General features: G+C 67.2%; 21 protein-coding genes. 8 read left to right on the forward strand and 13 right to left on the reverse strand.

Annotated elements, in window-relative coordinates; translation table 11 throughout:
* Window positions 1-94: 94 nt before the first annotated feature.
* The 3 genes from ppc to HJG53_RS10900 all read left to right on the forward strand — a co-directional run bounded on the left by ppc (window position 95) and on the right by HJG53_RS10900 (window position 3,571).
* Window positions 95-2,755, forward strand: coding sequence for a phosphoenolpyruvate carboxylase (gene ppc, locus HJG53_RS10890; RefSeq protein WP_171130416.1), 2,661 nt, complete (start codon window positions 95-97; stop codon window positions 2,753-2,755).
* Between the two features lie 97 nt (window positions 2,756-2,852).
* On the forward strand, window positions 2,853-3,011 hold the full coding sequence (locus tag HJG53_RS10895) for a hypothetical protein (protein ID WP_171130418.1): 159 nt from the start codon (window positions 2,853-2,855) through the stop codon (window positions 3,009-3,011).
* A 5-nt stretch (window positions 3,012-3,016) separates the two neighbouring features.
* Window positions 3,017-3,571, forward strand: a complete 555-nt coding sequence (locus tag HJG53_RS10900; protein WP_171130420.1) for an alpha-ketoglutarate-dependent dioxygenase AlkB — start codon at window positions 3,017-3,019, stop codon at window positions 3,569-3,571.
* Between the two features lie 96 nt (window positions 3,572-3,667).
* On the opposite strand, the gene HJG53_RS10905 is transcribed toward HJG53_RS10900, so the two are convergent.
* Window positions 3,668-5,104, reverse strand: coding sequence for a carotenoid oxygenase family protein (locus HJG53_RS10905; RefSeq protein ID WP_171130422.1), 1,437 nt, complete (start codon window positions 5,102-5,104; stop codon window positions 3,668-3,670).
* A 62-nt stretch (window positions 5,105-5,166) separates the two neighbouring features.
* Here HJG53_RS10905 and HJG53_RS10910 point away from each other — a divergent pair, with 62 nt between their 5' ends.
* Window positions 5,167-5,751, forward strand: coding sequence for a TetR/AcrR family transcriptional regulator (locus HJG53_RS10910; RefSeq protein ID WP_171130424.1), 585 nt, complete (start codon window positions 5,167-5,169; stop codon window positions 5,749-5,751).
* Here the strand turns inward: HJG53_RS10910 and HJG53_RS10915 are convergent.
* From HJG53_RS10915 to rimP, 10 genes are all read right to left on the reverse strand, one after another.
* A complete protein-coding gene (locus HJG53_RS10915) occupies window positions 5,708-6,583 on the reverse strand; it encodes a LysR family transcriptional regulator (RefSeq protein ID WP_171130426.1) in 876 nt (291 codons plus the stop codon). The two genes, HJG53_RS10910 and HJG53_RS10915, sit on opposite strands and share 44 nt — an antisense overlap.
* Window positions 6,580-7,419, reverse strand: a complete 840-nt coding sequence (bla, locus tag HJG53_RS10920; protein WP_171130428.1) for a subclass B3 metallo-beta-lactamase — start codon at window positions 7,417-7,419, stop codon at window positions 6,580-6,582. Before bla ends, HJG53_RS10915 begins: the two co-directional genes overlap by 4 nt.
* A complete protein-coding gene (locus HJG53_RS10925) occupies window positions 7,419-8,162 on the reverse strand; it encodes a hypothetical protein (protein ID WP_171130431.1) in 744 nt (247 codons plus the stop codon). Before HJG53_RS10925 ends, bla begins: the two co-directional genes overlap by 1 nt.
* Before the next feature lie 73 nt (window positions 8,163-8,235).
* Window positions 8,236-9,177: a DUF808 domain-containing protein gene (locus tag HJG53_RS10930; RefSeq protein WP_171130433.1), complete on the reverse strand. Its 942-nt coding sequence runs from the start codon at window positions 9,175-9,177 to the stop codon at window positions 8,236-8,238.
* Window positions 9,177-10,841 (reverse strand): formate--tetrahydrofolate ligase, encoded by a 1,665-nt coding sequence (locus HJG53_RS10935; protein WP_254447682.1) that lies wholly within the window; start codon window positions 10,839-10,841, stop codon window positions 9,177-9,179. Before HJG53_RS10935 ends, HJG53_RS10930 begins: the two co-directional genes overlap by 1 nt.
* Before the next feature lie 42 nt (window positions 10,842-10,883).
* Complete coding sequence (gene rbfA / locus HJG53_RS10940; protein ID WP_171130435.1) at window positions 10,884-11,282, reverse strand: 30S ribosome-binding factor RbfA; 399 nt, start codon at window positions 11,280-11,282, stop codon at window positions 10,884-10,886.
* A 316-nt stretch (window positions 11,283-11,598) separates the two neighbouring features.
* Window positions 11,599-14,169, reverse strand: a complete 2,571-nt coding sequence (infB, locus tag HJG53_RS10945; protein ID WP_171130437.1) for a translation initiation factor IF-2 — start codon at window positions 14,167-14,169, stop codon at window positions 11,599-11,601.
* Window positions 14,162-14,920 carry a DUF448 domain-containing protein gene (locus tag HJG53_RS10950; protein WP_171130733.1) on the reverse strand — a complete coding sequence of 253 codons (759 nt, stop codon included), beginning with the start codon at window positions 14,918-14,920 and terminating at the stop codon, window positions 14,162-14,164. Before HJG53_RS10950 ends, infB begins: the two co-directional genes overlap by 8 nt.
* A gap of 46 nt (window positions 14,921-14,966) precedes the next feature.
* Window positions 14,967-16,568, reverse strand: coding sequence for a transcription termination factor NusA (gene nusA / locus HJG53_RS10955; protein ID WP_171130439.1), 1,602 nt, complete (start codon window positions 16,566-16,568; stop codon window positions 14,967-14,969).
* 6 nt (window positions 16,569-16,574) lie between these two features.
* A complete protein-coding gene (rimP, locus tag HJG53_RS10960) occupies window positions 16,575-17,099 on the reverse strand; it encodes a ribosome maturation protein RimP (protein WP_171130441.1) in 525 nt (174 codons plus the stop codon).
* A gap of 187 nt (window positions 17,100-17,286) precedes the next feature.
* On the opposite strand from rimP, the gene HJG53_RS10965 reads away from it, so the two are divergent.
* Window positions 17,287-18,462: a PQQ-dependent sugar dehydrogenase gene (locus HJG53_RS10965; RefSeq protein WP_171130443.1), complete on the forward strand. Its 1,176-nt coding sequence runs from the start codon at window positions 17,287-17,289 to the stop codon at window positions 18,460-18,462.
* A 107-nt stretch (window positions 18,463-18,569) separates the two neighbouring features.
* Window positions 18,570-19,070: a hypothetical protein gene (locus HJG53_RS10970; RefSeq protein ID WP_171130735.1), complete on the forward strand. Its 501-nt coding sequence runs from the start codon at window positions 18,570-18,572 to the stop codon at window positions 19,068-19,070.
* A 109-nt stretch (window positions 19,071-19,179) separates the two neighbouring features.
* Here HJG53_RS10970 and HJG53_RS10975 read toward each other — a convergent pair whose 3' ends face one another.
* Both HJG53_RS10975 and HJG53_RS10980 read right to left on the reverse strand, forming a co-directional pair.
* The gene (locus HJG53_RS10975) at window positions 19,180-20,256 is read right to left on the reverse strand and encodes an alpha/beta hydrolase (protein ID WP_171130445.1); all 1,077 of its coding nucleotides are present in this window, start codon (window positions 20,254-20,256) and stop codon (window positions 19,180-19,182) included.
* A gap of 72 nt (window positions 20,257-20,328) precedes the next feature.
* Window positions 20,329-20,958, reverse strand: coding sequence for a LytTR family DNA-binding domain-containing protein (locus HJG53_RS10980; RefSeq protein ID WP_217352760.1), 630 nt, complete (start codon window positions 20,956-20,958; stop codon window positions 20,329-20,331).
* A gap of 52 nt (window positions 20,959-21,010) precedes the next feature.
* On the opposite strand from HJG53_RS10980, the gene HJG53_RS10985 reads away from it, so the two are divergent.
* Entirely contained in the window at window positions 21,011-21,442 is a 432-nt protein-coding gene (locus HJG53_RS10985) for a CoA-binding protein (protein WP_171130447.1), read from the forward strand.
* 98 nt (window positions 21,443-21,540) lie between these two features.
* Window positions 21,541-22,833 carry an alginate export family protein gene (locus tag HJG53_RS10990; protein ID WP_254447683.1) on the forward strand — a complete coding sequence of 431 codons (1,293 nt, stop codon included), beginning with the start codon at window positions 21,541-21,543 and terminating at the stop codon, window positions 22,831-22,833.
* Window positions 22,834-22,837: the final 4 nt, after the last annotated feature.

Here is a 22,837-nt window from a genome sequence, read left to right on the forward strand (position 1 = left end):
TATTTTCTCGTGGCGCCAATAGCATGCACCAAGTCGGCCGCAATGCTGCTTGCCCGCGATTGACTCGGGCGGAGCCGCATTCCAGCGTCTTCGAATGGCCGACCTTCCCCCGATTGCGCAAAACCCCGATATCCGCTTCCTGGGCAAGCTGCTCGGGGACGTGATCCGCCATTATGGTGGCGAGCGGCTGTACCGGCGCACCGAATATATCCGCAGCGCCTCGGTCGACCGGCACCGCGGGGCGGCGGAGGCGATCGACACCGGCCTCGAGGCCCTGACGCTCGATGACACGCTCGCCTTCGTGCGCGGCTTCATGCTGTTCTCGATGCTCGCCAACCTTGCGGAGGATCGGCAGGGCATCGCGTCCGAGCCTGATGCGGACGTGGTCAATACCGTCGCCCGCCTGCGTGAGCATGGCATTGGCAACGAGGCATTGTTGAGCCTGCTCGAGACGGCCCTGGTGGCGCCCGTGCTGACCGCGCACCCGACCGAAGTGCGGCGCAAGAGCATGATCGATCACCGCAACCGCATCGCCGAGCTGATGCGCCGGCGCGATGGCGGGGCGAGCGAAACTGCGACCGGCGATCCGATCGAGCAGGCGATCGCCCGCCAGATCGCCCTGCTCTGGCAGACCCGTCCGCTCCGGCGCGAGCGGCTTTATGTCGCGGACGAGATCGAGACCACGCGCGCCTATTTCCGCGATACCTTCCTGCCCGTGCTTCCCGCCCTTTATGCGCGATGGGAGCGCGAGCTGGGGCTGGTATTGCCGAGTTTCGTGCGCCCCGGCAGCTGGATCGGCGGCGACCGCGACGGCAACCCTTTCGTCACCGCCGACTCGCTGCGGCTGGCGATGGCGAGCGGTGCCGAGACCGCGCTCGGCCATTATCTCGACGCGGTGCACGCTCTGGGCGCCGAATTGTCGATTTCTTCGGCGCTCGCCGACGTCGAGCCGGCGGTGCAGATGCTGGCCGAAGCGAGCCACGACGATTCGCCCGCCCGCGCCGACGAGCCCTATCGCCGCGCCCTGTCCGGGATCTATGCCCGGCTGAGCGCCACCTATCGCGACCTGACCGGCAAGCTGCCACCGCGCGCGACCAGCCTGTCCGCCGAGCCATATGCCGCGCCTGCCGAGCTGCAGGCGGACCTGACAGCCATCGATCGCTCGATCTCCAAGGATGGCGGCGTGCTGGCCGGGACGGGCGCGCTCAGCCGGCTGATCCGCGCCGTCGACACGTTCGGCTTTCACATGGCGACGCTCGACCTTCGCCAGAACAGTGCCGTGCATGAGCGCGTCGTCGCCGAACTCCTGCACGCGGCCGGCGCCCATCAGGATTATGCCGCGCTCGGCGAGTCCGAGCGCATCGCCTTGCTGCAGCGCGAGCTGGCGACGCCGCGGCTGCTGGCGACGCCGTTCGCCACCTATTCCGACGAGACCCAGAGCGAGCTGGCGATCGTCCGCGCAGCCGCCGAAGCGCATCGCCGCTACGGCCCGGCCTGCATCCGCCAATATATCGTGTCGATGTGCAAGTCGGTCTCCGACCTGCTCGAAGTGCAGCTGCTGCTGAAGGAGGCAGGCCTGTACCGCCCGGGCGCGGCTCCCGCGATCATGGCAGTGCCGCTGTTCGAAACGATCGGCGATCTGGAGGCGGCGCCGGCGATCATGCGCGACTGGCTGGCCTTGCCCGGCGTCGCCGATTGGGGCCGGGCGCGCGGACGCCAGGAAGTGATGCTCGGCTATTCGGATTCGAACAAGGATGGCGGCTATCTGACCTCCGTCTGGTCGCTGCACCGCGCCAGCGAATCGCTGCGCGACGTGTTCGCCGAAGCCGGTGTCGGCATGCAGCTCTTCCACGGACGGGGCGGCGCGGTCGGACGCGGGGGCGGATCGTCGTTCACCGCCATCAAGGGGCAACCGCCCGGCACGGTGCAGGGCCGCATCCGCATCACCGAACAGGGCGAAGTGATCGCCGCTAAATATGGCACGCCGGAAAGCGCTGCCACGAACCTCGAGGCGATCGCCGCCGCGACCCTGTTGGCCTCGCTCGAACCCCCCACGCTCAGCAATGCCGACGCCGAGCGGTTCGAGGGTGCGGCCGAGCAGTTGTCGGGCGCAGCCTTCCAAGCCTATCGCGGCCTCGTCTACGAGACCGAAGGCTTCCGCACCTTCTTCCGCCAGATGACGCCGATCGCCGAGATCGCGACGCTCAAGATCGGCTCGCGTCCCGCCAGCCGCACCAAGTCCGACGCAATCGAAGATCTGCGCGCCATCCCCTGGGTGTTCAGCTGGGCGCAGGCGCGGGTGATGCTGCCTGGCTGGTACGGAGTCGGCAGCGCGCTTGAAGCGTTCTCGGATCGCACCCTGCTCCGCGACATGGCGGCGAGTTGGCCGTTCCTGTCGACCACGCTCGACAATCTTGAAATGGTGCTCGCCAAATCGGACATGGAGATTGCCGGCCGCTATGCCGGGCTGGTCGAAGACCGGGTGCGCGGCGACGCGCTGTTCGGCCGCATCCGCGACGAGTGGCGCCGCACCCATGACCAGCTGCTTGAGATCACCGGCCAGTCGCGGCTGCTGGCGCGCAATCCCTCGCTCGACACTTCGATCCGCCTCCGCCTGCCCTATATCGAGCCGCTCAACCTGCTGCAGGTCGAGCTGCTGAAGCGTCACCGCGCGGGCGAGCAGGACGAACGGATCGCCGAGGGCATCCAGCTGTCGATCAACGCCATCGCCACGGCGCTTCGGAACAGCGGTTAACCACCTACTCACCTTCGTCGGTCGAGCGATCCGGTTTACCGATGCGCGGCCGGAACAAACGTGCAGGCTGCGCGCTATGGCGGCGGGGAGCTATTAGATGCTGTGGATCGTCCTTCTGTCATCCATCCTGCTTGTCGCCGGATTGTTGCTGGTGGTTCGGTCGCGGCAGCGGAGGCCGGTGGTGCTTCCCGAGGCGCAGCCGATGCGGGCGACGCTCGAACGCCGCCTGCGCGAGGGACGCGGGTTCGATCTTTAGGATCGATGCCGGACGATCTGTTCGGGCCGGCCATTCCTGGCTTGGCGATCGCACCTGACCTGGTTGGCCGGGACGAAGAACGGCAGCTGATCCAGGCGATCGATGCGGCCCCGCTCGAACCTTTTCGTTTCCAGGGCTGGACGGGCAAGCGGCTGACTGCCTCTTATGGCTGGCGCTATGACTTCGACGATCGGAAGTTCGCTGAAACCGAGCCGCTGCCGGCGTGGCTGCTACCCGTGCGGGATCGCGCCGCGGCCGTTGCCGGCCTCGCCCCGCACGAACTGCCGCACGCATTGCTGATCCGCTACGATCCCGATGCCGGCATCGGCTGGCATCGCGACCGGCCGGTTTTCGAGCAGGTGGTCGGCATATCGCTGGGCGCGGCCGACACGATGCGCTTCCGCCGACGCGCGGGCACCAGGTTCGAGCGCCACATGCTCACGCTCGAACCACGCTCGGCCTATCTGCTGAGCGGGCCGGCGCGTTGGGAATGGGAGCACAGCATCACCCCCGCCGACCGCACCCGCTGGTCGATCACCTTCCGCAGCCTCAGGCGCTAGGTCGTCTTCCGTTCGTCATCCCCGCGAAAGCGGGGACCCAGAAGGTAAGAGAAGAAGCTGGGTTCCCGCGTGCGCGGGAATGACGAGGGTTTAGGTTCAGGCGCTAGCGATCCAATTGCCGTGAAAGCCGGGCGGCACCCGGTGAGGCACGCGGACGCTGGCCCGCGGCTCGCCTTCGAAATCCTGTGCATCGAGGATGACCAAGTCGGTCGTTTCGCCGGGGTAGTTGACGACGAGGCCGATCAGCCAGCCTTCGTCCTCGCCGGCCTCGGGGTGCGCCGGCACGAACACGAACTCGCCCGGATAGCGGCCCTCGCCAAAGTCGTGGACCTGCCGCGTGCCGCTTTCCAGATCATGCTTGTACAGCTTGGTCGAGCCCAGGAATTGGTCGGCCCGGCCCTCCGGCAGCGCCATCGTATAGGCATAGCGATAGGTCTGGCCGAAGCGCCGCTCGTCGGGACGCGGGAACTCCTGCGGGCTCGCGTCCACCACCCTGCGCTCGACGCGGTGCGCCGCCGGGTCGATGGTCCAGCGCTCGAAGCTGCTGGCGATGCTGTCCGGACCCTGGGTCGATCGGTCGAACATCGACTCGTGCGCCACGACGTCGACCACCACTCGCCCTTCCGGCAGGTCATAGGCATTGCAGGGATGGAAGACGTAGCAGGGATCCACGTCGCACCAGATGATGTCGTCCGCCGTTCCCTGCCGCGGCATCAGCCCCACGCGCGCGGGATGATCGGGGTTCCACGCATAGGGAAAGCTGTGCCCGGCGATCAGCTTCTTCATCGAAAAGGTGACCGGCAGGTCGAACACCAGCACATAGCGGGCTGTGATCGCGCAATCGTGGATGGAAGGTCCGTGCTGCACGGGGATCGGCTCGTCGCGCACCACCTTGCCCTCGGCGGAGACCACGACATGGCGAACGCGACCCGGATCGGTGCTCTCGTAGCAGATGGCGTGGTTCTCGCCGGTCAGCGGATCGAAATGCGGGTGGGCCGTGAAGCTGCCCGTCAGCGTGCCGTCGAACGGATTATAGGCCTGCTCGTCCAGGCCGGCGCCAAGCTCGACCGGGTAGCTGCCCGCCTCGACCAGCGCCCAGATGCGTCCGGCAATGCCGACGACGTTGGTGTTCACCGTATCGAAGCTGCCGTGGCGCGGTCCCGGTGCCGGCTCTACCCCGCGCAGCGCCGCCACCTGCTTCGAGCGGATCCAGCGATTGCGGTACCAGAGCGCACGACCGCCCTGCAGCGCCACGCCGTGCACCATGCCGTCGCCGGTGAACCAGTGATGGCTGCGCGCGTCGGGGGCGATCGGATTCGGGCCGATGCGCAGATATTGTCCGTCCAGCGCCGGCGGGATGGTGCCGGTGACCGCCAGTTCGGTGATTGTCTCTTCCCCCGTCATCGGCGTGTGAATACCGGTCAGGAATGGATGATCGTCGACGGGCGGCAGCCGCTTGCGGTTGAAGTCGGCCAGCGCGGTCACGCCTTTGGTCACGGTCGAGCGGATCAGTGTTTCTACGGAGCTTGCCACGGCGACTCTCCTGCGACAGATGTTGACGGCATCAACATACACCCAATGATAACAGTGTCAACATGACGAAAAGCAGCTACCATCACGGCGATCTCAGGCGCGCCTTGCTTGATGCGGGACTCGAGCTTCTGCAGACGCGGGAGGCTCATGACCTCTCCTTGCGAGAGGTCGCGCGCGCGGTCGGGGTCAGCGCCACGGCGGTCTATCGCCATTTCCCCGACAAAGACGCCTTGCTCGATGCGCTCGCGGCTGAAGGGCTCGGCCGTCTGGGCGCTGCGCAGTTCGAAGCGGCGCAGGCGGCGGGCGGCGGAGAGAAGGGCTTCGTCGCCACCGGCATCGCCTATGTCCGCTTCGCGCTCGCCAACCCGGCGCTGTTTCGCCTGACCTTCAGCGCCACTGCGGCGCGCAACATCCTCGCCCAACCGCCCGAGCATGTGCCGGATGCAATGGCGTTCCTGCGCCAGAATGCGCGACTAGCGGCCGAGCAGACCGGTCTCGACCCCCATGTGATCGCGGTGCGCGCCTGGTCGATCGCGCACGGCCTCGCGCTGCTGATGCTCGAACGTCAGGTCGAGGCCGACGAGGATCTGATTGAAGCGGTGATCAGCGCGGAGGTTCTGAAGCCGCGTCCCTCAGCCAGTCGCTGAACGTCGTCATTTCGGGCGTCGGCGTCCGCGACTTGAGGTAAGTCAGCCAATAGCTGCCGATATCGGCTTCGATATCGAAGGGGCGGACGAGCCGTCCCAAATCCAGTTCGCGCGCGAACATCGATGCGGGCGCCAGCGCGACACCAAGCCCCTCGAGCGCCGCATCGACCATCAGCCGCGAGGAATCGAACACGGGTCCGCGCAGCACCGGCGCCTGCAGACCGGCCGCGGCGAACCAGCGCGTCCAATCGTCGGCGCGATAGGACCGGAACAAAGTGCACGAGAGCAGGTCGGCGGGCTGGTTCAGTCTCTCCAACAATGCCGCGGCGCAGAGCGGCGTGACCGGAGCCGCCATGATCGGGTCGGCGGTGGTGCCGTGCCAGGCGCCGTCGCCGAAGCGGATCGCCAGATCCAGCCCTTCCTCTGCCAGGTCGACACGGTTGTTGTTGGTCGAAAGCCGCAGGTCGATATCGGGATGGACAGCACGAAAGCTGTCGAGGCGCGGCAGCAGCCAGCCGACCGCGAAGGTGCCGACCACCCCGACGCTCAGCACCGCGCGCGAGCTGCCGGTCAGGCGCTCGATCACTGCCGCGACCTCGTCGAGCGACCGGCTGAGCACCGGCAGCAAGGCGCGGCCCTCGTCGGTGAGCGCGAGCCCGCGCGGCAGCCGGTGGAACAACGCCAGGCCGAGCCGCTCTTCCAGCGCCTTGACCTGGTGGCTGAGCGCGGCCGGAGTCACGCGCAGCTCGATCGACGCATTGGTGAAGCTCAGATGCCGCGCCGCTGCCTCGAAGGCGCGGAGATTGTTGAGCGGCAGATAGGGTCGGATCATTCGGTCGTCGCCGTCTCCTTGGCCGCCTGGACGCGGAGCCTCGCCTCCGACCTGCTCAGGAATGCGCGACAGCCCTGTGGGTCGAAGAACGGGTTCGGCTTGCCCGGCTCCATCTGCGCGCGCTTTTCGGCCATGCCGTAATAGGAGGCATGGGCACCCAGGAACAGATCGCATGGCAGGGACCGCCAGGTCTCGAAGGAGCGGCGGAAATCCTCCATGATCCATGGATAGGCACGGTTGTCGGTCAGGCGATAGCCCGGCGCGCTCGCTCCGCAGATGAACAGCGCCTGCCGCACGTGGCCATCGGCCCGCACCGGCAACGTCCAGCTGGTGCAACCGCGCGTGTGTCCCGGCGTCAGGCGTGCCGTCATGCGGATGCGGCCGAGCGACAGCACTGCCTTGTCGCGCAGCAGCCCGTCAGCCTTGACCGGCGGGTAGGTCAGCCGGTCGCCGAACGCGAAGTCACCAGTGCCGCCCCGCTCCAGCAGCGCCGCATCCGGGGCGGAGGCGAGCAGCTTCGCGCCGGTTGCCCGCTTCAGCTCGGCCAGCCCCCCGGCATGATCGCGATGCGCCTGGCTGTTGATCAGGTAGCGAACGTGCTTCGGATCGAAACCGAGCTGCCGGATGCTGTCGAGGATCAGGGGCGCGCTCTGCGGCAGGCCTCCGTCCAGCAGGATCATGCCGGCCGGATCGACGACCAGATAGGCGGCAAGATCGGCGGTGCCGACATAATAGAGATTGTCCGCGATCCGGAACGGCGCGACGGGCGCGTTCCAGGCGCGCTCCTCCTCGCTGAGCGCGACGGGAGCAGCGGCGAGCAGCAGGGCGGCAAGCATCAGCGCACCGCCGTGTAGAAGCGCGCCGATTCTTCGAAGTCGATGATCGGCGCGCGGATGATCCCGTCGGCGAGCCGCTCGCCGCGGAGCGGATCGACGGCCTTGATGTCGTAATCGGGAGCGCCCGGATCGAGGCCGGAAATCACCACGTCGAAGGTGGTGGCGGGGCCGCTCTGCGGCACGAACCAGTGAATATTGTCGCGCTCCGAACACATGGTCGAGACTTGCCCGGCGCTCGCCACATAGTCGCGCGTCGGGCGGAGCAGCATCGCACCGTCTTCGTCGCCGACGCGGTCGAAGTTGCGGATGCGGACGGCGCCTTTGACGACCATATGCGCGGAGACCATGTGCCGGTGGCCATGCGGCGTGATCACATTGTGCGGCGCGAAGTCGAACAGGGCGACACCATAGGACAGTTGCCGCGGCTGCCCGTCATCGTCGAGGAACCGCACCACGCGCTTCGCCGGATCATTGGCCGATCCCTTGCCGCCGGGCATCATCCTCGACCGGGCGATCACAGCTGCCAGTTCGTCAGGGTCGACCGTATGCGCCAGCCGCTCCACACCCAAGCTCCAATCGGAGCCGGCGATGCGGCCCGCGGCGAGATCCTCGGCAAGCGCCTGCTGCTCGTCGATCCACCGCCCGATGCTGCCGGTCGCGGCGCGCGCTTCTCCCACCAGCGCGTAGACGGCAAAGCTCGACAGGATCGAAGCCAGTCCTTCGCGTCGCGTCAGCGGGTTCATCGCTTGTCTCCTTCGCCGCACAGTCTCGGCGAGGGCAGGCGGCCAGGCAAATGAGAAAAGCTCAGCGCAGCTTTTAGTGCGCGGCCTCCTTGTGTGGGATCAGATGCAGCACGCCGACGACGATGCCGCCGACCACCAGCCCAATGATGCCCGAGCCGATCGCGGTCACCAGCCACTCCACCAGTCCCTGCGCAACGGGAACGGCATGGCCCGCGCGCGCGGCGATCTCATGCAAGGCATGGGGCAGTGCCTCTAGCCCGAACTCCTCGAGGCCATGCACGATGATGCCGCCGCCGACCCAGATCATCGCCGCGACACCGACCACCGACAGGAAGTTCATCAGGATCGGCATGGCTTTCACCAGGCCTCGGCCCAGCGCCCGCATCGCGCCCATCCTGCCCTTGGAAAGGTGCAGGCCGATATCGTCCATCTTCACGATCAGGCCGACGGCGCCATAAACCGCGACCGTGATGCCGACGCCGACCAGCGCCAGCGCGGCGCCTTGTGTGACGAGCGGCTGGTCCGAGACTTGGGCGAGCGCGATCGCCATGATCTCCGCCGACAGGATGAAGTCGGTGCGCACCGCGCCCGAGACCATCTGCTTTTCGAGCTCGCTCGATTCGGTGCAGAGCGGATCGTCGACATCGCCGCCGCCATCGCCGCGCACCGCCCCGATCAATTTCTCCACGCCTTCGAAGCACAGATAGGTACCGCCGAGCATCAGCAGCGGCGTGATCGCCCATGGCAGGAACGCGGTCAGCAGCAGCGCGGCGGGCAGCAGGATGATCAGCTTGTTGAACAGCGAGCCCTTGGCGATCCGCGCGATAATCGGCAGCTCGCGATCGGGCGTGAAGCCATGGACGTAGCGCGGCGTCACCGCGGTGTCGTCGACGACGACGCCAGCGGCCTTGATCCCCGCCTTGCCGGCCGCCGCGCCGACATCGTCGATCGAGGCGGCCGCGATCTTGGTGATGGTCGCGACATCGTCGAGCAGGGCAAACAGACCGGATGCCATCAGAACAGCCCTTCCACGCGGCCATCGGCATCGAGGTGGATATGCTCGGCGGCTGGATGGCGCGGCAGGCCCGGCATGGTCATGATCTCTCCACAAATCGCGACGACGAACCCGGCGCCGGCGGCCAGCCGCACTTCCCGCACCGGCAGCACATGGCCAGTCGGCGCGCCGAGCAGGTGCGGGTCGGCGGAAAAGCTGTAGGCGGTCTTCGCGATGCAGACGGGAAGGTCGCCAAAGCCTGCCGTTTCCCAGCGCTTCAGCTGCGCCACTACGGACGGCTCCGCGACGACATCCTGGGCCCGATAGATCCGTGTCGCGACGGTCCTGATCTTCTCAAGCAGCGGTAGGTGGCTTTGGTAGAGCGGCGCGAACTGGGCTGCACCCTTGTCCGCGAGATCGGCGACCGCCTCCGCCAGCTCTGCCGCGCCGGCTCCGCCTTCGGCCCAGTGTCGGCAAAGAAAGGCATTCACGCCCTGGGCCGCGGCGGCATCGCGGATAACTTCAATCTCGGCGTCCGAGTCGGTGCCGAAGTGGTTGATGGCGACGACCAGGGGGACGCCGAACGCGTGCACATTCTCGATGTGCCGCACCAGATTGGCCGCGCCGGCGCGCACCGCAGCGACGTTCTCCTGCGCCAGATCGGCCTTGGCGACGCCGCCGTTCATCTTGAGCGCGCGTACCGTCGCCACGATCACCGCCGCGTCCGGCGCAAGTCGGGCCTGGCGACACTTGATGTTCATGAACTTCTCGGCGCCGAGATCCGCGCCGAAGCCCGCTTCGGTCACCACATAGTCGCTGAGCGCCAGCGCCGCGCGCGTCGCGATCACGGAGTTGCAGCCATGGGCGATGTTCGCGAACGGCCCGCCGTGGAGCAGCGCCGGCGTGCCCTCCAGCGACTGGACGAGGTTGGGCTTGATCGCCTCGGCGAGCAACGCGGCCATCGCCCCGTCCGCCTTCAGGTCGTGGGCGGTGACCGGCTGCTGGTCTCGGGTATAGGCGACAATGATGCGCCCGAGCCGCTGCCGCATGTCGTCCGCATCGCTGGCCAGGCACAGGATCGCCATCACTTCCGACGCGACCGTGATGTCGAAGCCGGACTCCCGCGGATAGCCGTTGCCGGCCCCGCCGAGCGACTGAACGATCTGGCGCAGCGCGCGATCGTTCATGTCCATCACGCGCCGCCACACCACGCGCCGCACGTCGATGCCGAGCGCGTTGCCCCAATAGATGTGGTTGTCGATCATCGCCGCGAGCAGGTTGTGCGCCGAGGTGATCGCGTGGAAATCGTCGGTGAAATGGAGGTTGATGTCGTCCATCGGCGCGACCTGCGCATGGCCGCCGCCCGTCGCCCCGCCCTTCATCCCGAAACAGGGGCCGAGCGACGGCTCGCGCAGGCAAAGGGCCGTCTTCCGGCCGGAGCGGTTCAGGGCATCGGCCAGCCCCACCGAGGTCGTCGTCTTGCCCTCGCCGGCGGGGGTCGGATTGATGGCGGTGACGAGGATCAGCTTGCCGCGCGGCTCCCGCGGCAGTGCATTCAGGTCGAGCTTCGCCTTGAACCTGCCATAGGGTTCGACCGCATCGGCCGCGACCCCTAGGCGGTCGGCGATGCTGCCGATTGGCTGAAGCTGCGCCGCCCGCGCGATCGCAATGTCCGACATCTGCATGAAAGGCGGGTTAGCGGCTCCGCCCCAAAAGAAAAGCGGAGGCTATTCCTCGCCGGTCTCGAGATCGCGCGCGACTTCGGGGCGGCGCAGGATCGCGTCGATATGGCTCGCCTCGTCGAAGCTCTCGTCCGCCAGGAACTTGAGCTGGGCGGAGAATTTCAGGTTCACCCGCTTCGCGACTTCGCCGCGCAGATATTTGACGTTGCGCTTGAGTGCGGCGAGCACTTCGCCTTCGTCGGCGCCCAGCAGCGGTTTCACGAATACCGTCGCGTGGCGCAGGTCCGGCGACATCCGCACCTCGGTCACCGACACGCTATGCGACGCCAGCACCGGATCATGCACCTCGCCGCGCATCAGCACGTCGCTGAGCACATGCCGCACCTGCTCGCCGACACGGAGCAGGCGAACGGATCGAGTTTCGGGGGTGGTGTGAGCGGGCATGCGAACCTTGAACAAATGGCCATGTTTTGCTATGTGCACTGTGTCACGATGTTGCTCTCTCAAGCATCATCTCCTGAGCCCGGGCGTTGCAGCGTCCGGGCTCAAATCGTTTAGGAGCCCGGCGTTGCAGCGCCGAGCTCCCCTGGTTACCTGCGCACGAGCTTGATCAGCTCGACCACAAGCGCGATCAAAGCAACGACAAACGTCATTGCCGCGATCACCAGTGTCACAATGTCATTTTCTCTCAATCATATCACCTCCTTTGGACGCGCAGTGGCGCGCCCGCTGGAGGTGATAGACCAGATCCTTGCTGTTGCTACAGCGTCCGCTCGCGCATCTCGACTTCGAAGGTTTCGAGATAGTCGCCGGCCTTGATGTCGGTGAAGTTCTGGCTGAACGTCACGCCGCATTCCAGGCCCGCGCGCACTTCGGCGACATCGTCCTTGAACCGCCGCAGCGAGGCGATCTCGCCATTGTAGATGATGACGTCGGCGCGCGTGATGCGAGCCTTGAGCGCCTTGCGGATGACGCCTTCGGTGACGAGCAGACCCGCCGCCTTGCCATGCTTGCCCGCCGAGAAGACCTCGCGGATTTCGGCGCGCCCGACGACATGTTCGATCGCCTCCGGTCCGAGCTGCCCCGCCATGCCGGCGCGGATCTCGTCCGTGAGGTTGTAGATCACGTCATAATATTTGAACGCGACGCCATCGCGGTTGGCGATCTCGCGCGCCTTGGCGTTGGGGCGGACGTTGAAGCCGATGATCGGCGCGCGGCTGGCCGATGCCAGGATCACGTCGCTCTCGGTGATGCCGCCGACACCCGAGGACAGCACCCGCACGCGAATATCGTCGGTGCCAAGCTTGCCGAGCGCACCGATGATCGCCTCGACCGACCCTTGCGTGTCGGCCTTCACGACCACCGGATATTCGATCGCCTGCTTCTCACGCAGCGCCGAGAACATCGACTCGAGCGAGGCCGGTGCTGACGTGGTCCGCTTCTGCTGGATCACGCCGGCGCGATAGGCCGCGACTTCGCGCGCCCGCGCTTCGTTCTCGACCACCGTCAGCTTGTCGCCCGCACCCGGCACGCCCGAGATGCCGAGCACCTCGACCGGAACCGACGGACCGGCTTCCTTCACATTTCGACCCTTATCGTCGATCAGCGCGCGCACCTTGCCGCTTTCCGCGCCAACGACGAAGATGTCGCCGACCTTGAGCGTGCCGCGATTGACGAGGATCGTCGCGACCGGGCCGCGGCCCTTGTCGAGCTTGGCTTCGACCACCGTGCCTTCGGCCTCGCGGTCCGGGTTGGCGCGCAGCTCGAGCAGCTCGGCCTGCAGCTGGATCTTTTCGATCAGTTCGTCGAGATTTTCCCGCTTCAGCGCCGACACCTCGACGTCCTGCACGTCGCCGCCAAGCTGCTCGACGATGACTTCATGCTGCAGCAGCTCCTCGCGGACGCGCTGCGGCTTGGCTTCCGGCTTGTCGATCTTGTTGATCGCCACGATCATCGGCACGCCGGCCGCCTTGGTGTGGTTGATCGCCTCGATCGTCTGCGGCTTCAGCCCGTCGTCGGCCGCCACCACCAGGATGACGATGTCGGTGATGTTGGCGCCGCGCGCCCGCATCTCCGAGAATGCCTCGTGGCCCGGCGTGTCGAGGAAGGTGACGCGGTCACCCGATGGCACCGTCACCTGATAGGCGCCGATATGCTGGGTGATGCCGCCGGCTTCGCCCGCGACCACGTCGGTGCCGCGCAGCGCATCGAGCAGCGAGGTCTTGCCGTGGTCGACATGGCCCATGATCGTCACGACCGGCGGACGCGGCTGCAGCGTTTCCGGTGCATCGACATCGTCGGTCGACTGGATGTCGATGTCGGATTCGGACACGCGCTTGATGCGGTGACCGAACTCGGTCACGAGCAGCTCGGCCGTGTCCTGGTCGATTGTCTGGGTCAGCGTGACGGGCATGCCCATCTTGAACAGCGCCTTGACCAGGTCGGCGCCGCGCTCTGCCATGCGGTTGGCGAGCTCGCCGACCGTGATCGCGTCCGGCACCACCACGTCGCGGACCTGCTTGGCCTGGGGCTGGCCATAGCCCGACATATGGGCGCGCTTTTCTTTCTCGCGCGCCCGCTTGAGGGCGGCGAGCGAACGGGCGCGGGCGCCTTCATCGTCAGACAGGGCGCGCGTAACGGTCAGCTTGCCCGACTGGCGGCGATCGTCGCCGCCACGCGGGCCAGGCCGGGCCGGACGGGCCGGCGGCTCGGGCCGGCGCGGCGCCACGACCGGGGTGAAGCGGCGCGGCGCGGGCGTGGTGCTGGCGCGCTCTTCGGGCTTCTGCTCGGCAGGTGCAGGCTCCGCCGCGGCCGGGGCCTCGGCAGCCGTGCTCGCCTCTGCGGCGGCGCGGCGTTGGTCTTCCTCCGCCTGGCGGCGCGCTTCCTCTTCGGCGCGGCGATTGTCTTCGGCGCGTTTGCGCTCTTCCTCGGTCTGCTGCTGGCGCTGCTGCTCGTCGCGGCGGCGTGCTTCTTCCAGCGCGTGCTGGCGGGCTTCCTCGGCTTCGCGCAGCAGCCGTTCCTGCTGCTCGCGCCGCTCGAGCGCCGTCATCGGACGCGCGGGCGCCGCCGGTGCGGGAGCGGCCGGCTTCGGCGCAGCGGCAGCAGGCGCGGGCGCTGCCGGAGCCTTGGCGACTTCGGGTTCCGGCGTCGGCGTCGGTTCCGCCTCGCCCGGACGGCCGAGCACGCGGCGGCGCTTCACTTCGACCACGACGGTGTTCGACCGACCGTGGCTGAAGCTCTGCTTGACCTTGCCGGTCTCGACCGTGCGCTTCAGGCCCAGAGGAGCCCGCGCGCCCAGTTTCGGCTTTTCCTTGTTGTCGATATCACTCATGAACCGTCGTCAGCCCTTCATCCGCAGCATCTGCCGCAGCGCCCGCGGGCGCAGCAGCGGCGATTGAACCTTGCGACACGCTTTCGCAAGGCCGATCGCCTGAACCAAATCCGATAAACCCGTGCCAGCGCGCGAGAACCTCGCCCACGCGCCTGGCAGCACCCTGATCGATCACCGCGATATGTACCACATTCTCGCGCCCCAGGGCAGACGACAATATGGTGCGCGGCGCCGCGATTACGAGCCCCTTGAGGCCGCTGCCTTCCGCGTCCCTGCCCATGCGCAAGGCCTGGTCGAGCTTGCGATTGCCGTCCTCGCCTGCATCGGCGGCGTGCAGCAGCAGATGGACCTGGCCTGAGCGCGCAGCATTGTCGATCCGGTCGGAGCCGGTGACGAGCGTGCTCGCCCGCGCCTCGAGCCCCAGCCGGTCGAGCGCGGCGCGTTCGAGCTGCTGCTCGATCTGATCGGGCAGATCGGCGGGGATCGTCAGGTCGCGCCGGCGAAAGCCGCGAAACAGCGCCGCCTTCAGCTTGCCATTGTCGAGCGCGGTGCGCAGCTCCGCCCGGCCGACGCCGATCCACGCGCCGCGTCCCGGCGCCTTGGCGCGCACGTCGGGCAGCACTTCGCCGTCGGGCGAGACGACCAGCCGGATCAGCGCCGCCCGGTCGGACTTGCCGCCGGTCAGCACGCATTTGCGTTCAGGGCCATCCTTGTCCGCCTTGACGGGCTTGGGCGGCAGCGCCGCCTTCACCCGCGCTTCCGCGGCGGACGGATGCTTCAGGCCGAGCTTCGGCCGCTCATTGGGAGGTTTCCGCAACGGCGTCCTCCCCTTCGAACCAATGGGCGCGCGCGGCCATGATGATCTCGTTGCCCTGCTCTTCGCTCAGGCCATAGTCGGCAAGGATGCCGCCCTTGTCCTCCTGGCGCTTGGGCGCGTCCTCGTTGCGGCGGCGCGGCTCCTGCCGCTTCTTGGCGACCAGCTCGTCGGTCGCGAGGTCGGCCAAGTCGTCGAGCGTCTTGATCCCTGCCTTGCCGAGCGTGACCAGCATCGCTTCGGTCATGTACGGAATGGTGGCGAGCTCGTCCTCGACGCCCAGGGCGCGACGCTCTTCGCGGTTCGCCTCATCGCGCCGCTCAAGCGCTTCCTGCGCGCGGCTCTGCAGCTCGGCGGCAAGCTCCTCGTCAAAGCCTTCGATCGAGGCGATCTCGTCCGTCTCGATATAGGCGACTTCCTCCAGGCTGGTGAAGCCTTCGGCGACCAGCAGCTGCGACAGCGTCTCGTCGACGTCCAGCTCGTTCTGGAACATCTCGGACCGCTCAGCGAATTCGCGCTGGCGCTTCTCGGACGCGTCGGTCTCGGTCAGGATGTCGATCGCCTTGCCGGTCAGCTGCGAAGCGAGGCGGACATTCTGGCCGCGGCGGCCGATGGCGAGGCTCAGCTGATCGTCGGGGACGACCACCTCGATCCGGTCCTCTTCCTCGTCGATGACGACGCGGCTGACATTGGCCGGCTGCAGCGCATTGACGACGAAGGTCGCGGTGTCCGGCGACCAGGGAATGATGTCGATCTTCTCGCCCTGCATTTCCTGCACGACCGCCTGCACGCGGCTGCCCTTCATGCCGACACAGGCGCCGACCGGGTCGATCGATGAATCGCGGCTGATCACCCCGATCTTGGCGCGGCTCCCCGGATCGCGGGCGGCCGCCTGGATGGTGATGATGCCGTCGTAAATCTCCGGCACTTCCTGCGCGAACAGCTTCTTCATGAAGTCCGGGTGCGCGCGGCTGAGGAAGATCTGCGGGCCGCGATTCTCGCGGATCACGCGCAGGATCAGCGCGCGGATGCGGTCGCCGACGCGCACCACTTCGCGCGGGATCTGCGCGTCGCGGCGGATGACGCCTTCGGCGCGGCCCAGATCGACGACGATATGGCCGAACTCGACGCGCTTGACGACGCCGGTGATGATCTCGCCGACGCGGTCCTTGAACTCTTCATACTGGCGCTCGCGCTCGGCCTCGCGGACTTTCTGGAAGATGATCTGCTTCGACGCCTGGGCCTGGATGCGGCCGAACTCGATCGGCGGCAGCGGATCGACGATAAAGTCGCCGAGCTTCGCATCCTTCTGCAGCCGCTGGGCGTCGGCGACGGACACCTGCTTGTAGATGTCGTCGACCTGCTCCACCACTTCGACGACACGCCACAGGCGCAGGTCGCCGTTCGACGGGTCCAGCTTGGCGCGGATTTCCATCTCGGCGCCGTAGCGGTTCTTCGCGGCGCGCTGAATCGCGTCTTCCATCGCCTCGATGACGATGGCGCGGTCGATCAGCTTTTCCTTCGCGACCGAGTCCGCGATCGCAATCAATTCGGCCTTGTTGGCGGAAACAGCGGCAGTTGCCATTCCAGTCTACCCTTCCACGTCGATCTTGTCGGCACCCTCGGCAGTGAGGGGCGCAGTTGCAGCGATAAGCTTGTTGGTGAGCGTCAGCTTGGCGGTCTTGATGCCGGCAAAGGGCAGGCGCGCCTCGCGCCCGTCCTTGGTCGCGACCAGCACTTCGTCGTCTTCGGTGCCGATCAGCTCGCCGGTGAATTGCTTGCGGTCGCCCATCGGCTCGGCGAGGGTGATCCGCGCTTCATGCCCGGCCCAGTCGCTGAAATCCTTGAGGCGGGTCAGCGGCCGGTCGATGCCGGGCGAGCTGACCTCGAGCCGATAGGCGGTCTCGATCGGGTCGGCGCTGTCGAGCACGTCGGACAGCCGGCGCGACAGATCGGCGCAATCGTCGATCGTCAGCTGCCGCGTGTCGGGCCGCTCGGCCATCACCTGCAGCGTCGGGTCCGACACGCCGCCGATCATCTGCACGCGCACCAGGTCGAAGCCGAGCGCTTTCGCCTCGGGTTCGATCAGTTGCGTCAGGGCAGCGATATCGGTCAACGACCAGTCCTTCATATGCACGAGCGTTCCGCGCCGGCGCCGCGTGGCACCAGCCTCAACTCCGTTACCGATGTCGAGGGAATAAGGGCGATATAGACCCTGGGGCGAAGAGTCACAAGGCCCGATTGGCGGGAACGCGACACGGCGCTGGGCCGTTGCCGACAGATCCAAGGTTCGGGAGAAGATAATGCGCCTGATGCTTGCTTCGGCACTGGCATCCACCCTGCTGATCGCCTGTTCCAGCCAGGCCCAGCCCGGCCCGGTGCAGGTCAGCGCGATCAGGCCGTTCACGGCCGAACCGATCGCCGACTTCGAGGCGCCCTGGGCGATGACCTTCCTGCCCGACGGCCGCATGCTGGTGACCGAGAAGAAGGGCGAGCTGCTGCTCGTCAGCGCCGACGGCAAGGAGCGCAGCACGATCGCCACCGTGCCGGTCGATTCGGCCGGGCAGGGCGGGCTGATGGACGTGGTGCTGCACCCGCGGTTCGCCCAGAACCGCCTCGTCTATTTGAGCGCCTCGCGCGCCGGTGAAGGCGGCAAGGGCGTGGTGCTGATGCGCGCCCGCCTGGTCGAGGATCCGAACATCCGCTGCGTGCGCGCGCCGTGCAACAATGCGCGGCTGGAAGGGCTGGAGACGATCTTCACCGCGACGCCGTTCGTCGAAGGAAACGGCCATTATTCCGGCCGCATCGCCTTTTCACCCGACGGCAAGCTGTTCTTCACCAATGGGGAGCGGCAGAAATTCACGCCCGCTCAGGACCCGAAGGCGACGCTCGGCAAGGTGCTGCGGCTGAACGACGACGGCACGCCCGCCGCCGGCAATCCGCTCGCGGCCAAGGGCTTTCACCCGGCGATATGGTCCTATGGCCATCGCAACCTGCTGGGCATCGCCTTCGACGCCAAAGGCAATCTCTGGGAGCAGGAGATGGGGCCGAAGGGCGGGGACGAGGTCAATCTGATCCTGCCCGGCCGCAACTACGGCTATCCGCGCGCATCCAATGGCAGCCATTACGACAATGAGCCGGTCGCCAATCACGACATCCCCGATCATCGGCCGGGCGACGGCTATGAAGCACCGAAGGTCTGGTGGAACCCGTCCATCTCGCCGGCTGGGCTGATGGTTTATTCGGGCAAGCTCTTCCCGCAGTGGAACGGCGACATCTTCATCGGCGCGATGAACAAGCCTGGCCTGATCCGCGTCGACGTGACCGGCACTAGCGCCAGGAAGGGCGACTTCTGGGACATGGACGGCGCCCGAATCCGCGAAGTGGAGCAAGGGCCTGACGGCGCGATCTATGTGCTGGAGGACGCGCGCGGCAGCTCGCAGGGAAGGCTGCTGCGGCTTACACCAACCCGGCGCTGAAAGAGGATTGCGCTTTTCGCGGAACCTTGGCCAAATCGCAGGCGTAATGAAGAGGAGGAGGTGACCGGACCGTGACGGCATCCAATGCCAAGTACACCATTGCGGAAATGCAGGAATTCGCGTCCTTCCCCGCCCGGACGCAGCGTTATATCCGAAGGTCGATCGGCATTGTCAGGGAACCCGATGCGGTCGACCGCTATTCGCGCGATCCCATCGAGCGGGTCTCCATCACCGTCCAGCTGCGCAATTATCAGCGCTTGCCGGAACTGCGGGAACGCGTGCCGGAGCGCACCGGACTCGAGGACGTTGAGAGCTTCATGGCGCCCCTGGTCGGCATCAGCGCCTTCGACCTGTCGCAGGACCGGCTGGAAAGCTTCCAGGCCTATCGCTTCCTTTATGAGCGGCTGATCGGCGCGACCGCCCGGCCCTGGCTGCTCGGCGCCTTCTGCGCCGCCGCGTCGCTGCCCCATATCCCGGGAGAGCGCCGCCGCGACCTGTTCCTGACGATCACCGAGAGCGCCGCCACCGCCCCCGGCTGGTCGCGCCGCGAACCGAGCTTCTACCCCGACTGGATCGACGCCGACGAGGCGGACCCGGACGAGGCGTAACAGTCCCTCCATCGTCATCCCCGCGAAAGCGGGGACCCAGCTTCTTCTGCCTTCTGTCCTGCCTTCTGGGTTCCCGCTTTCGCGGGAATGACGAGTGGACGTGGCGGGCCTACCGCCTCGACAGGGTCTCCAACCAGGCAAGCATCGGCACAAGCAGCGCGTCGCGGCTGATCTGTCCTCCTTCGTCCCGATAGGCAGCATAGGCCGACGCATGGCGCGAAAGGCCGTGATCGATGCCGGGCATCTCCACGAACGTCGCGGTGCCGGGGCGCAGCGCATTGACGGCATCGACGATCATCCGGTGCCCGTGGCGCGGCTCGAACTGCTCATGCTCGCCCCACAGCACGAGGATCGGCGCATCGATCCGGGTCCAGGCCGCGAGGAAGTTCTTTTCGGCCACCTGCCAGTGCCATTGATGCGGGCGGCCATAATGCGGCGGGTCCTCGACCGTTCCGCGCATCGATACCCAGACGCCTTTCAGGTCCGGCTGTTCGCGCTCGACCTGCTCCGGCAGCTTGCGGCCCAGCAGATAGGCCTGGTTGAAGCGGACGCTCTTGAGCACCCGGTCGTGCACCTCTTCCGCGGCGAACTTGCCCGACCGCTCGAAATAGAAGCGGTCGAAGTTGATCATGCGCTCGAGGTAGGTCAGCGCGCCGCCGCCTTGCACGACGACCCCGGCCACCCGCTTGCCCTGCGCCACCAGCGGCGCGGTGGTGGCGCCGAGGCTCGATCCGTAGATCACGATCCGCGTCGGATCGATCCACGGATGCCGGCTCAACTGGTCGAATGCCTCGCGATAGTGACGGACTTCCGTGTCGTAATCGAGCGCGGAGCAAGCCGGCCCTTCACTGTCCCCCGTCCCGGCGCGCTCCACCCGTATGAACGCATAGCCCGACCGCAGCGGCAATTGCCGCATCACCGATTGCGACTCCGGCGGAAGCTCGAGGCTGCCGCAGGACACGGCCTGGGTCATGAATATGGCCGGCAGCTTGCCCTTGGCGCCGGCCGGCCGGGTCAAGATGGTCCGCAGGCGATAGCCGTCCGAGACCTGGACCGCACCATATTCCGTTTCCAGGCCGGGCGTGGCCTCGAGCGGCTGGGCTTGCTTGCGCGGCAAGTCTCCTACGACCAGCGTCTGCGCGCCCGCTCCGCTCGCGATCAGCATCGCCAAAATAAGAAACCGCATCACCACCTCCGCCGCCGGTGCTGCACGGAGCAGGAGATGGACGCCAAGCCTCCCGTGACGAAGGGACGAAAATCAGGCGGTGAGTTCGGCGCGAAAGCGGGGGCCGAGCTTCAGCGAATGGCCGGTGTCGAGGATCAGGTCCGCCGTCCGCACCCGCGCCACTCGCCGGCGATTGACCAGAGTCGAGCGGTGGATGCGGACGAAGCCGTGCGGCTTCAGCGTCGCTTCGACTGCAGTCAGGGGCGCGCGCAGCAGCAGCGGCCGGTCGCCGCCATGCAGCTCGACATAATTGCCGGCCGCCGCCACCCAGGCGATGCGTTCGGGCGGGAGCGGCAGCGCGACCGCGCCGCCTGCGGTGCGCACCTCGTGCCGTCGCACCAGTATCAGCAGGGCAAAGGTGAGCGCCGCGCCCGGCAGCCGCCGCGCCAGCTCGAATGCGCCGAACTCACCCGCCAGCAGCAGCGACAAGACCGAACCGCCCAGCACCGCCAGCAGCGGCCGCCGCGACCTCTTGCCCGCCTCGAAGGCGAGCAGCCACGGCGCCAGGTTCACGACGCTCCACCAGATCGCCTGCCAAACCGATTCCGTCCGACCAGCCAGGAAGGTGTAGAGCAGGCAGTAGAGTGCATTGCCCGCGATCAGCGCCGCCATTGCCAAGGCAAGCCGGCGGGGCGACCAGGGAGAAGCGAGCGACTCGATCACGGCGGAACCCTAGCAGACATCGCACGCGTTATGATCGTTCGAGGAGACATGCATGCCGCTGACCAGTGACGCCGACATTGCCGAGCTGCTGGCCGGCACCCGTACCATCGCGCTGATCGGCGCGTCCGACCGGCCCAACCGGCCAAGCTGGGGCGTGATGAAGGCGCTGGTCGATCACGGCTATCGGGTGCTGCCGGTCAATCCGCAGATCACCGGCGAGCATGTGCACGGCGAATATGTCTGGCGCGAGCTCAGCCAGATCGGCGAGCCGATCGACATGGTCGACATCTTCCGCCGGCCCCAGGCCGCAGGCGAAGCGGTCGACGAAGCGATCGCTGCCGGCGCCAAGTCGGTCTGGCTGCAGATCGGCGTGATCAACCACGAGGCTGCCGCCCGCGCCGAAGCCGCGGGTTTGAAGGTCGTCATGGACCGCTGCCCCAAGATCGAACTTGCCCGACTCCGCGTGCCGCGGATCGCGGATTAAACTCAAGCTAGAAGGCAGAGAAGAAGCTCTCCTTCGCCCGCCGCAATTGGCGCCGGCATAGTCGCGCCATGGGGAAGAGCGTCTGGCTATTGCTGAGCATGATGGTTGCGGCACCGGCGGCCGCGCTACCGGTCGAGCTTTCGGGCAATATGCGGCACCGTGTCGAAGGCATTGCCAATCAGGTGCGGCCCGGCTTCGAACGCGACGAAGCGCTGTGGAACATCCGCACGACGCTGAGCGCCACTGCGGGTGACGGGCCGATCAAGGCGCAAGCCGAATTGGTCGACAGCCGGGTCTATGATGCCGGGCCGCGCACCGCCGCCGGCACCAATGAAGTCAACGCCGTCGAGCTGGTCCAGGCGTGGATCGTGGCCGATCTCGACAACCCCTTCGGCGCCGGCACCAAGGGCCGCGTCCAGGCCGGCCGCTTCCTGATCGACATCGGCTCGCGCCGGCTCGTCGCCAACGAGGATTACCGCAACACCACCAACGGCTTCACCGGCCTGCGCTCCGACCTGAGCGGCCGCGGCTGGTCGGCGACCCTGTTCTACACCCTGCCCCAGGTGCGCCTGCCCGCCGACCTGCCCTCGATCCGCCGCAACCGGGTCGAACTGGATCGCGAGAGTTTCGATCTGCGCTTTGCCGGCGCACTGCTCGGCACAGATGCGCTCGGCGGCGGCCTGAAGGCGGATGCCGGCCTGTACCGGCTCGACGAACGCGACCGCGCCGACCTGCCGACCCGCAACCGGCACCTGACCACGCTCAGCGCCCGTGTCTTCCGCGCGCCGGCGCCCGCGACCTGGCATTTCGAGGTGGAAGGCATCCGCCAGACCGGCCGCATCCGCGCGAGCGCCGCGCCGACGGCCGCGCAACTGCCGGTCCGCGCCTGGTTCGCCCACGCGAGTCTCGGCTACACCTTCGCGCATCCCTGGCAGCCGCGCCTGACGTTCGAATATGATCATGCGAGCGGCGACCGGCCCGGCGGCGCGTACAATCGCTTCGACAGCCTGTTCGGCATGCGTCGCCCGGACCTGGGCCCCGCCGGCCTCTATTTCGCGATCGGCCGCACCAACATCATCTCGCCGGCGCTGCGGCTGGAGGCGACGCCCAGCAAGCGGCTCGACGCCTTTATCGCCTGGCGCGAACTCTGGCTCGCCTCCCGCACCGACATCTTCTCGACCACGGGCGTCCGCGATCCTGCCGGGCGCTCGGGCCGCTATGCCGGCAGCGAGTTTGACGGCCGCGTCCGTTGGTGGGCCATCCCGCAGCGGCTGCGGCTGGAAGCCAACGCCACCTATCTGCGCAAGGGCCGCTTCCTCATCGCCGCGCCGAATGCACCTGTGGGCGGCGACACCCGTTATTATTCGCTGAACGGCTCGATCTTCTTCTGAAGAC

It is taken from the genome of Sphingomonas sp. ID1715, from assembly GCF_013044515.1.
GTDB lineage: Bacteria > Pseudomonadota > Alphaproteobacteria > Sphingomonadales > Sphingomonadaceae > Sphingomonas_B.

Bases quoted from the DNA above. Each gene is read 5' to 3' on its own strand.
- ppc (WP_171130416.1), top strand. From the start codon at position 95: ATGGCCGACCTTCCCCCGATTGCGCAAAACCCCGATATCCGCTTCCTG.
- HJG53_RS10895 (WP_171130418.1), top strand. From the start codon at position 2,853: ATGCTGTGGATCGTCCTTCTGTCATCCATCCTGCTTGTCGCCGGATTG.
- HJG53_RS10900 (WP_171130420.1), top strand. From the start codon at position 3,017: ATGCCGGACGATCTGTTCGGGCCGGCCATTCCTGGCTTGGCGATCGCA.
- HJG53_RS10910 (WP_171130424.1), top strand. From the start codon at position 5,167: ATGACGAAAAGCAGCTACCATCACGGCGATCTCAGGCGCGCCTTGCTT.
- HJG53_RS10915 (WP_171130426.1), bottom strand. From the start codon at position 6,583: ATGATCCGACCCTATCTGCCGCTCAACAATCTCCGCGCCTTCGAGGCA.
- bla (WP_171130428.1), bottom strand. From the start codon at position 7,419: ATGCTTGCCGCCCTGCTGCTCGCCGCTGCTCCCGTCGCGCTCAGCGAG.
- HJG53_RS10925 (WP_171130431.1), bottom strand. From the start codon at position 8,162: ATGAACCCGCTGACGCGACGCGAAGGACTGGCTTCGATCCTGTCGAGC.
- HJG53_RS10930 (WP_171130433.1), bottom strand. From the start codon at position 9,177: ATGGCATCCGGTCTGTTTGCCCTGCTCGACGATGTCGCGACCATCACC.
- HJG53_RS10935 (WP_254447682.1), bottom strand. From the start codon at position 10,841: ATGCAGATGTCGGACATTGCGATCGCGCGGGCGGCGCAGCTTCAGCCA.
- rbfA (WP_171130435.1), bottom strand. From the start codon at position 11,282: ATGCCCGCTCACACCACCCCCGAAACTCGATCCGTTCGCCTGCTCCGT.
- infB (WP_171130437.1), bottom strand. From the start codon at position 14,169: ATGAGTGATATCGACAACAAGGAAAAGCCGAAACTGGGCGCGCGGGCT.
- nusA (WP_171130439.1), bottom strand. From the start codon at position 16,568: ATGGCAACTGCCGCTGTTTCCGCCAACAAGGCCGAATTGATTGCGATC.
- HJG53_RS10965 (WP_171130443.1), top strand. From the start codon at position 17,287: ATGCGCCTGATGCTTGCTTCGGCACTGGCATCCACCCTGCTGATCGCC.
- HJG53_RS10970 (WP_171130735.1), top strand. From the start codon at position 18,570: ATGCAGGAATTCGCGTCCTTCCCCGCCCGGACGCAGCGTTATATCCGA.
- HJG53_RS10975 (WP_171130445.1), bottom strand. From the start codon at position 20,256: ATGCGGTTTCTTATTTTGGCGATGCTGATCGCGAGCGGAGCGGGCGCG.
- HJG53_RS10985 (WP_171130447.1), top strand. From the start codon at position 21,011: ATGCCGCTGACCAGTGACGCCGACATTGCCGAGCTGCTGGCCGGCACC.
- HJG53_RS10990 (WP_254447683.1), top strand. From the start codon at position 21,541: ATGATGGTTGCGGCACCGGCGGCCGCGCTACCGGTCGAGCTTTCGGGC.